Below are 8,782 nucleotides of genomic sequence, written 5' to 3' on the forward strand. Positions count from 1 at the left end.
TGCTGGGCAACCAACGATGTACAGCGATTTTGCAAGCGTTTAGTCTGGCTTTGACGGCAATCGAGGGGAGGGTCGCTTGAACAATCAGGATCCCAAGGAAGAACGGGTCGAACCGGTTTTCCGCAACGGCACCATCACAATCGTCGGCATCCTGCTGGCGTTCTCGCTAGGCTTCATCACCCATTGGGCGGCCAACCCCATCCCATGGCAGACCTACCATCTGATTGCCGTCCTGCCGATCCTGGTCGGCATTGCGCTGCAGATCCGGGCGCTGGCCATTCTGCTCGACATCAAATCCCTGCAGCGAAGCATTCATGACCGTGCCGGTCGGATATTCCTCGCCGGCCTCATTTTCGCGGCCTGTGGCGTCGCGCTGGCGATCCTGCTCGATTTCTTCGACATATCGGCAAAGAGCGCATTGCCAGGCGCGTCTTAGAGCAATTCCAGGAAAAGTGTGTGCGGTTTTCCGTCCGGAATTGCGTCAAAACAAAGAGCTAGAGCGGTTCGCCGTTTCCATGAAACGGTGAAACGCTCTAGTAGGCTTTCACGCCGCCGATCATCTTCGTCACCTCGACCGCGGCGTCGCGCACCAGCGGACCGATCTCGGCCAGCCGCTCAGGCGTGACCCGCACCGTCGGTCCGGACACCGAAACGCCGCCGAGCGGCTCGCCGAACTCGTTGAAGATGGCGGCGGCCACGCAGCGCATGCCGGGGTGGCGCTCCTCGTCGTCGACCGACCAGCCGCGATGCTTGATAACGGCCAGATCATGGGCAAGCGCCGAGACGTCGGAAAGCGTCTTGTCGGTGTAGCGCTGCAGGCCCGCTTTGCGCAGGATCGCGGCGACCCGCTCTGGCTCGAGATGCGCCAGCACCGCCTTGCCGATGCCGGAAGCATGAAAGGGGCTGCGCGTGCCCGGCCGGAAGAAGGCGCGGATCGCCTGGTGCGTCTCGACCTGGCTGACGAAGACGACGCAATCGTCCTCGGCGACGCCGAGATTGGCGGTCTCGCCGGTCTTTTCCATCAATTCCTGCATGACGATGCGGGCACGGTCGACGAGCTTGCGGCGACGCAGGAAGGCAGCGCCCATGCGGTAGGTTTCCACGCCGACCGACCAGAGCTGGTCGGTTGTATCGAACTCGACCATGCCGTGGTTTTCCAGCGTCGTCAGCATGCGATAGGCTGTCGAGGCGGCAATGCCGCTTTGCGCCGCGATCTCGCTGAGCGACAAGCCGCTGGCCTCGGCGACGATGGCCAGGATCCGCAGCGCCCGGTCGAGCGACTGCACCGAGGCCACTTCGGATGGGCCGTTGAAGGCGCGCGGCCGGCCGCGCTGGCGTTTTTCCGTCGTTTCCATACCGGCCATTCTCGCCGATTTGACATCGGATGCAATGAAAAAGTTTTTCAGTAGTGGCCATGAGCGATTTTTTGGAAAAGGAAAAGTGAAGCGAAATCAGCCCATAACAGCGGTTTTCTAGAAATGAAAAAATATTCTGAAAAAATTGAAAAATCGAACGCACACTGGCATTCTCAAGCCAACCAAACGAAATGGAGGCTTGCCATGGCCAGGATGCGCGCTGTCGACGCTGCGGTTCTCGTTCTCGAAAAGGAAGGCATCACCAATGCCTTCGGCGTGCCGGGCGCGGCGATCAACCCGCTCTATTCGGCGCTGAAGGCGCGCGGCACCATCCGCCATGTGCTGGCGCGCCATGTCGAAGGCGCCTCGCACATGGCCGAAGGTTATACGCGGGCCAAGGCCGGCAATATTGGGCTCTGCATCGGCACCTCAGGTCCGGCCGGCACCGACATGATCACCGGCCTCTATTCGGCCTCGGCGGATTCGATTCCGATCTTGTGCATAACTGGTCAAGCTCCCCGCGCGCGCCTCAACAAGGAGGATTTCCAGGCCGTCGACATCGCTTCGATCGCCGCGCCGGTCGCCAAATGGGCCGTCACCGTCATGGAACCCTATCTGGTGCCGATGACGCTGCAGAAGGCCTTCCATCTGATGCGCTCCTCGCGGCCCGGGCCGGTTCTGGTCGACCTGCCGGTCGACGTGCAGCTTGCCGAGATCGAATTCGACATCGACGCCTATGAGCCGCTCGCTCCCTTCAAGCCGGCGATAACGCGTGCCCAGGCCGAGAAGGCGCTGGCGATGCTCAACGAGGCTGAAAAGCCGCTGATCGTGGCCGGCGGCGGCATCATCAACGCCGACGCTTCCGATCTCTTGATCGAGTTCGCCGAAGTCACCGGCGTGCCGGTCATACCGACGCTGATGGGCTGGGGCGCGATCCCCGACGACCACCGGCTGATGGCCGGCATGTGCGGCCTGCAGACCTCGCACCGCTACGGCAATGCGACGATGCTTGAAGCCGATTTCGTCTTCGGCATCGGCAACCGCTGGGCCAACCGCCATACCGGCTCGGTCGACGTCTACACCAAGGGGAAAAAATTCATCCATGTCGACATCGAGCCGACGCAGATCGGCCGCGTCTTCGCGCCGGATCTAGGCCTCGTCTCGGACGCGGGCGCCGCGCTGAAGATCCTGCTCGACGTCGCCACCGAATGGCGCACGGCCGGCAAGCTGCGCGACTGGTCGGGCTGGGCGAAGGAGTGCCAGCAGCGCAAGAAGACCATGAAGCGCAAGACGCATTTCGAACAGGTGCCGCTGAAGCCGCAGCGCGTCTATGAGGAGATGAACAAGGCGTTTGCCCGCGACACCACCTATGTCACCACGATCGGCCTGTCGCAGATCGCCGGCGCGCAGTTCCTGCATGTCTACAAGCCGCGCAACTGGATCAACTGCGGCCAGGCCGGCCCGCTCGGCTGGACGCTGCCGGCAGCACTCGGCGTGCGCGCCGCCGATCCGGACCGCGACATCGTCGCGCTTTCCGGCGACTATGATTTCCAGTTCATGATCGAGGAGCTGGCCGTCGGCGCCCAGCACAAGCTGCCTTACATCCACGTCGTCGTGAACAACGCCTATCTCGGCCTGATACGCCAGGCGCAGCGCGGTTTCTCCATGGATTACGAGGTGAGCCTCGCCTTCGAGAACGTCAACCGTGCAGGCGATCCGGAGGCCGGCTACGGCGTCGATCATGTCGCGGTGGCCGAGGCGATGGGCTGCAAGGCGGTCCGTGTGAAGAAGCCCGAGGAATTCGCCGGTGCCTTCAAGGAGGCGCAGCGGCTGATGAAGGAGCATCAGGTGCCTGTGGTGCTGGAATTCATCCTCGAGCGCGTCACCAACATTTCAATGGGCACGGAAATCGACAAGATCACCGAATTCGAGGAGCTTGCCGAACGCAACGAGGATGCGCCGACGGCCATCATGATGCTCGATTGAGGCTTGGCGGAGAGAAGGAGAAAAAGGAATGCCGCGTTTTTCAGCCAATCTTTCGATGCTCTTCGGCGAGCACGAGTTCCTTGACCGTTTCGATGCCGCTGCCCGCGCGGGCTTCAAGGGCGTCGAATATATCGGCCCGTATGAGCATGCCCCGGATGTCGTGGCGGCGCGGCTGAAGAAGAACGGCCTGACACAGGTTCTGTTCAATCTGCCGGCCGGCGACTGGGCGAAGGGTGAACGCGGGATTGCCGTGCTGCCGGACCGCGTGCCGGAATTCCGCCAGGGCGTCGCCAAGGCGATCACCTACGCCCATGCGCTGGGCTGCGAGCAGATCAACTGTCTTGCCGGCATCGCGCCGCAGGGCGCCGACCGTACGGTGCTGGAGAACGTCTTTGCCGAAAACCTCGCCTTCGCGGCCGAGAAGCTGGAGCAGGCCGGCATCAGGCTCTTGATCGAGCCGATCAACACCCGTGATATCCCCGGCTTCTTCCTGAACTATTCCAACCAGGCGCTGGCGCTGATCGACCGCGTCGGCTCGAAGAATATCTTCCTGCAATACGACATCTACCACATGCAGATCATGGAGGGGGATCTCGCCCGTACAATCGAAGCCAACCTCGGCCGCATCGCGCATATCCAGCTTGCGGACAATCCCGGCCGTCACGAGCCGGGGACGGGCGAGATCAATTATCCCTTCCTCTACGACCACATCGACCGCCTCGGCTATTCCGGCTGGATCGGCGCCGAATACAAGCCGAAAGCAGGCACCGAAGCCGGGCTCGGCTGGTTCCGCGAGTTCGCCGGGCAGGGGAGCGCGGCGGCTTAAGAGCCTGCGGCGAAGCTGCCAATCTCCCCACCTGTGGGGGAGATGGCCGGCAGGCCAGAGGGGGGCGCGAAGGAACGCGACCTCGACAATTACGACGGAGAACAACATGGACACCATCGGCTTCATCGGCCTCGGCATCATGGGCGCGCCGATGGCGGGCCATCTTCTCGATGCCGGCTACGCGGTCGTCGCCAGCGACCATCGCTCCAAGGCGCCCGCTGACCTCCTCGTCAGGGGCCTAAAGACCGTTTCTGGCCACGACGCCGTGGCCAAGGCCGCCGACATCATCATCACCATGGTTCCGGACACGCCCCAGGTGGCCGACGTGCTGTTCGGCGAGAGCGGCGTCGCTTCCGGTCTCACCAAGAGCAAGCTCGTCATCGACATGAGCTCGATCTCGCCGATCGCGACCAAGGAATTCGCCAAGAAGATCAACGATCTCGGCTGCGACTACCTCGACGCGCCGGTCTCGGGCGGCGAGGTCGGCGCCAAGGCGGCCTCGCTCACCATCATGGTCGGCGGCGAGGAAAAGGCCTTCGAGCGCGCCAAGCCAGTGTTTGAGAAAATGGGCAAGAACATCACGCTGGTCGGTCCGAACGGGGTCGGCCAGACCACCAAGGTCGCCAACCAGATTGTCGTCGCGCTGACTATCGAAGCGGTCGGCGAAGCGCTGGTCTTCGCCTCGAAGGCGGGCGCCGATCCGGCCAAGGTCAGGCAGGCGCTGATGGGCGGGCTCGCCGCCTCGCGCATCCTCGAAGTGCATGGCGAGCGCATGATCAAGCGCACCTTCGCGCCCGGCTTCCGCATCGAGCTGCACCAGAAGGACCTCAACCTGGCGCTGGAAGGCGCCAAGGCGCTCGGCGTCTCGCTGCCCAACACCTCGACCACGCAGCAGCTCTTCAATTCCTGCGCCGCCAATGGCGGCGCCAAGGAGGATCACTCCGCGCTGGTCAGGGCGCTGGAGCGGATGGCGGGGCATGAAGTGGGATAGGAGTGAGTAGGAATTAGTGAGTAGTGAGTAGTGAGTAGTGAGTAGTTTTGCAGGAGATCCTTACCGAGCTAGTGACTACTGACTACTAACTACTAACTACTAACTACTGACTACTGACTACTGACTACTCACTACTGACTACTCACTCACCAAGAATTTCCTCGCCGCATAAAGGCTCACCGCCGCCGCGTTCGAGACGTTGAGCGAGTGGATGGCGCCGGGCATGTCGAGGCGGGCCAGTGCCGTCACCGTCTCGCGGGTTTTCTGGCGCAGGCCCTTGCCTTCCGCGCCCAGCACCAGCGCGATCCTCTCGCCGGCGAAGGTCTTTTCGAGCTCGGCCGGTCCTTCCGAATCGAGCCCGATGGTCTGGAAGCCGGCCTCGTGCAGCTGTCCCAGCGCGTCGGCGAGGTTCTTCACCTCGATCTGGTCGATATGCTCGAGCGCGCCGGAAGCGGATTTCGCCAGCACGCCCGATTCCTGCGGGCTGTGACGGGCAGTCGTGATCAGCGCGCCGGCGCCGAAGGCAACCGCGGAGCGCAGAATGGCGCCGACATTGTGCGGGTCCGTCACCTGGTCGAGCACCAGCACCAGCCTGGTGTCGCCAAGCGCGTCGAGACGCTTCGGCTTGAGCGGCTCGGCCTCGATCAGCACGCCCTGATGCACGGCGTCCGATCCGGTGATCCTGTCGATGTCCTTCGGTTCGACAAGCTCGGCCTTGAAGGGCAGGGCGGCAAGATTGCCGATCGAAAGCCGCTCGGCGGCGTTGCGCGTCACCAGCATCGTCCTGATCTTGCGCCGCGGATTGTCGAGCGCAGCCCGCACGGTATGCAGGCCGTAAAGCCGCACCAGCCCGTCGGCGGCAGCCTCGCCCGGCGGCACCGGCTGGCGCGGCCGGAATGCCGGCGGCCCGCCCGCCTTCTGGTCGCGATGCGCGCGCCTCAGCTTGGCGTAGTGGGTGTCCTTGCGCGTGCCGGACTTGTTGCTTTTATCGTCGCTCATGGCGGCCTCTATAGCCGTCCCGTCCGGCTAAGGATATGGGCTGGCCAAATGAATGCCGAGCATCCTCGAAAAACCCTGGCCGCGCCGGTTGACACCCACCGGCCTTGCCGCCATAAGGCGCTTCGCTGATTTCGGAGAAGATCTTACTCGGGCTCCGGATCGGCGGAAATGCCTCGTTGCATGGCTCCGGCGGCAGACTGGAGAGGTGCCCGAGTGGTTAAAGGGGACGGACTGTAAATCCGTTGGCTTAGCCTACGTTGGTTCGAATCCAACCCTCTCCACCACTGCCGGCCCGGAAGCCCTGAAACGAAAAGTCTCGGACCGAAAATTGCATGGCGCTTTTCGGGTGAATCCGGTACCTCAGTGCAAGGCGCGGGTATAGCTCAGTGGTAGAGCAGCAGCCTTCCAAGCTGAATATGCGGGTTCGATTCCCGCTACCCGCTCCAGATTTCTTCTCGCGAATCCTCAAATGAAACGCCGCGCGCCGTGGCACGCGGCGCGCTAGCAGGCCACTTCTCTAGCTGTTGAAGGCTGAAACGACCTGATGGTGCTGAGGAATCTGGCCGTTCGGCGTCAGCTTGTCGACAATGCCGGGCAGCGCGGTGGAGAGCTGCTGCAGCAGGTCCTGCTCGTTCATGCCGGTGCGCTGGGCGATCTCGCGGATCACCGCCGGGCCGAGCGCCGAGCCGAGATCGTTGGCGTTGATCGACTGGTTCTGCCCGGTGCCGACCCAGGAGTCGGCGATGTTGCCATGGCCTGCATTCTTCAGCCTGTCGAGCAGTCCGCCAAGGCCGCCGAGCAGGCCGCCATCGGCAGATGCGTCGGTTCCGGCGGGCGTTGGCGTCGGCGCTTGCGGCGCGGCCGCCTCCTCGCTTCTGCCGCTCAGCATCTTGCCGACCAAAAGCGCGCCGAGCGCGATCATCAGGGGTTTGGTGATGTTGCCGCCCGGAACGGCATTGTCGAAAAGGCCCATAATGGATCTCCTTGTCCAGCCAAGTCCGCCCGGCCCCAGAATGGCGCAAACAGGCGGAATTTCAAGCTGACTTGAGCTTTTGACAATCATGTGACCATGATGGCGCGGCGGGGGAATTTTGGAGGGAATTATGGGCATTATCAGCTGGATCATTCTCGGCCTTATCGCCGGGTTCATCGGCAGCAAGATCGTCAACAAGACAGGCCAGGGCATGATCATGGATATCGTGCTCGGCATTGTCGGCGCCATCGTTGGCGGGTTGATCTTCAGCGCCTTCGGCTCGTCGGGTGTCACCGGTCTCAACATCTGGAGCCTGATCGTGGCCGTGATCGGCTCGATCGTCGTGCTTTGGGCCTATCACCAGATTTCCGGCAAGCGCACGCTGTAGAAGGCCAGGGAACAGCCAGTAGGCTGTTGAAGGTCGACCCGACCGGGTCGACCCAGGCTGGAGGCGCGCCGTCAGGCGACCATGGCCAGCCGGCGTTTTCTTTCGTCGAGCGAGACGATGGCGAGACCGCTGGCTAGCACCAGCAGGATGCCGCAAACCGCGAGCGCGTTAGGAAATTGCCCGAACACCAGCAGGCCCGAAATGACCGCCCAGACGGTGAAGCAGTAATAGAAGGGCGCGACCGCGCTTGTCGGCCCGACCCGGTAGGCCATGAAGATGAAGAAATGGCCGAAGATCAGGAACAAGCCGGCGCCGGCGATCAGGAGCAGATGATGTCCTTCGGGCATTACCCATTGCTCGGAGACGAGATGCGCCGCGCCTGAGCCGGCCAGCACCACGACAACCGCGGAGATGGCGACGATCATGCCCGGTACCTCGGCGCCCACCTTGCGCCCGGCAAGGTCGCGCACCGCCGCGAAGGCGGCGTTGCCGAGCGCCAGCAGCGCATAAACCGAAATGCCCTGCATCGTCGGCTGCGCCACCATGAGCGCCCCGACAAAGCCAAGGCCGATCAGCGCCATGCGCGTGGCGCCGATCTTTTCGCCGAACAGCATCGAGGAGCCGACCAGCACGATGAGCGGCGTGACTTGCCCGAGCGCGGTGGAATCCGCGATCTGCATGTTGGCTAAAGCCACGACGTAACACAGGATCGCCAGCAGCTCGAACAGGTTGCGGCGCAGCACCTTGCGCTCGAAGAGCAGTGGGATCTGCCTGGCATAGCCCAGCATCAGAAGCAGCGGCACGCCCCACAGCGTGGCGGCAGCACCCCGCAACAGGAGAACTTCATAGGGCGGCAATCCGACGGTGGCGAGCTTCATCATCGTGTCGTTGACGAGGTAGGACCCCGTGGAGACGATCATGAACAGCGGGCCGCGGATATTGGATGGAATGAACTGCATCCGGCGAACAAGATCAGAGCGGCGTCGTGGCGGCAATGGGCCAGCCCGGAGCCTTTGATTTTACACGCGGCAGCCCTATATCCGCGCCATATCCCACCGAAATCGACCATTGGTTCGGGTCGAGCAAGAATCCGCTCAGCCACAAGGTACTTGTGTTTTTCAGCCGTTGTCGCTAATCGCCCCGCATTCGACTGAACTGAAGGTCAAGGCCGTCCAAGGAAAGAGACTATGGCAAAAGGTAAATTCGAGCGCACCAAGCCGCATGTGAACATTGGCACGATCGGTCACGTCGATCATGGCAAGAC

General features: G+C 62.7%; 9 protein-coding genes, 2 tRNA genes and 1 pseudogene. 8 read left to right on the forward strand and 4 right to left on the reverse strand.

All coding sequences use genetic code 11. The features are described 5' to 3' along the window. Positions 1 to 76 precede the first annotated feature (76 nt). Positions 77 to 436, forward strand: coding sequence for a hypothetical protein (locus LB525_RS26485; protein ID WP_224549057.1), 360 nt, complete (start codon positions 77 to 79; stop codon positions 434 to 436). A gap of 97 nt (positions 437 to 533) precedes the next feature. Here LB525_RS26485 and bhcR read toward each other — a convergent pair whose 3' ends face one another. Then, positions 534 to 1,355: an HTH-type transcriptional regulator BhcR gene (gene bhcR / locus LB525_RS26490; protein WP_224549059.1), complete on the reverse strand. Its 822-nt coding sequence runs from the start codon at positions 1,353 to 1,355 to the stop codon at positions 534 to 536. Positions 1,356 to 1,559: 204 nt separating this feature from the next. Between bhcR and gcl the strand changes: the two genes are divergently transcribed. From gcl to LB525_RS26505, 3 genes are all read left to right on the forward strand, one after another. After that, positions 1,560 to 3,341: a glyoxylate carboligase gene (gene gcl, locus LB525_RS26495; protein WP_224549061.1), complete on the forward strand. Its 1,782-nt coding sequence runs from the start codon at positions 1,560 to 1,562 to the stop codon at positions 3,339 to 3,341. Between the two features lie 28 nt (positions 3,342 to 3,369). Continuing rightward, the gene (otnI, locus tag LB525_RS26500; RefSeq protein ID WP_224549072.1) at positions 3,370 to 4,167 is read left to right on the forward strand and encodes a 2-oxo-tetronate isomerase; all 798 of its coding nucleotides are present in this window, start codon (positions 3,370 to 3,372) and stop codon (positions 4,165 to 4,167) included. Positions 4,168 to 4,273: 106 nt separating this feature from the next. After that, the gene (locus LB525_RS26505; protein ID WP_224549110.1) at positions 4,274 to 5,158 is read left to right on the forward strand and encodes a 2-hydroxy-3-oxopropionate reductase; all 885 of its coding nucleotides are present in this window, start codon (positions 4,274 to 4,276) and stop codon (positions 5,156 to 5,158) included. Positions 5,159 to 5,296: 138 nt separating this feature from the next. Here the strand turns inward: LB525_RS26505 and LB525_RS26510 are convergent, their stop codons facing one another. Beyond that, positions 5,297 to 6,157: a TrmH family RNA methyltransferase gene (locus LB525_RS26510; protein ID WP_224549112.1), complete on the reverse strand. Its 861-nt coding sequence runs from the start codon at positions 6,155 to 6,157 to the stop codon at positions 5,297 to 5,299. A 199-nt stretch (positions 6,158 to 6,356) separates the two neighbouring features. On the opposite strand from LB525_RS26510, the gene LB525_RS26515 reads away from it, so the two are divergent. Further along, positions 6,357 to 6,441: transfer RNA gene (locus LB525_RS26515), tRNA-Tyr, on the forward strand. 88 nt (positions 6,442 to 6,529) lie between these two features. Next, a tRNA-Gly gene (locus LB525_RS26520) sits at positions 6,530 to 6,603 on the forward strand. A gap of 71 nt (positions 6,604 to 6,674) precedes the next feature. On the opposite strand, the gene LB525_RS26525 is transcribed toward LB525_RS26520, so the two are convergent. Beyond that, the gene (locus LB525_RS26525) at positions 6,675 to 7,130 is read right to left on the reverse strand and encodes a YidB family protein (protein WP_224549114.1); all 456 of its coding nucleotides are present in this window, start codon (positions 7,128 to 7,130) and stop codon (positions 6,675 to 6,677) included. 130 nt (positions 7,131 to 7,260) lie between these two features. Between LB525_RS26525 and LB525_RS26530 the strand changes: the two genes are divergently transcribed. Further along, positions 7,261 to 7,518 carry a GlsB/YeaQ/YmgE family stress response membrane protein gene (locus LB525_RS26530; RefSeq protein ID WP_224532368.1) on the forward strand — a complete coding sequence of 86 codons (258 nt, stop codon included), beginning with the start codon at positions 7,261 to 7,263 and terminating at the stop codon, positions 7,516 to 7,518. Positions 7,519 to 7,589: 71 nt separating this feature from the next. Here LB525_RS26530 and LB525_RS26535 read toward each other — a convergent pair whose 3' ends face one another. Further along, positions 7,590 to 8,477, reverse strand: a complete 888-nt coding sequence (locus LB525_RS26535) for a DMT family transporter (RefSeq protein WP_140842891.1) — start codon at positions 8,475 to 8,477, stop codon at positions 7,590 to 7,592. Between the two features lie 228 nt (positions 8,478 to 8,705). On the opposite strand from LB525_RS26535, the pseudogene LB525_RS26540 reads away from it, so the two are divergent. Further along, positions 8,706 to 8,782, forward strand: a pseudogene (locus tag LB525_RS26540) (elongation factor Tu); the annotation flags it as partial.

It is taken from the genome of Mesorhizobium sp. CA16, from assembly GCF_020165175.1.
Taxonomy (GTDB): domain Bacteria; phylum Pseudomonadota; class Alphaproteobacteria; order Rhizobiales; family Rhizobiaceae; genus Mesorhizobium.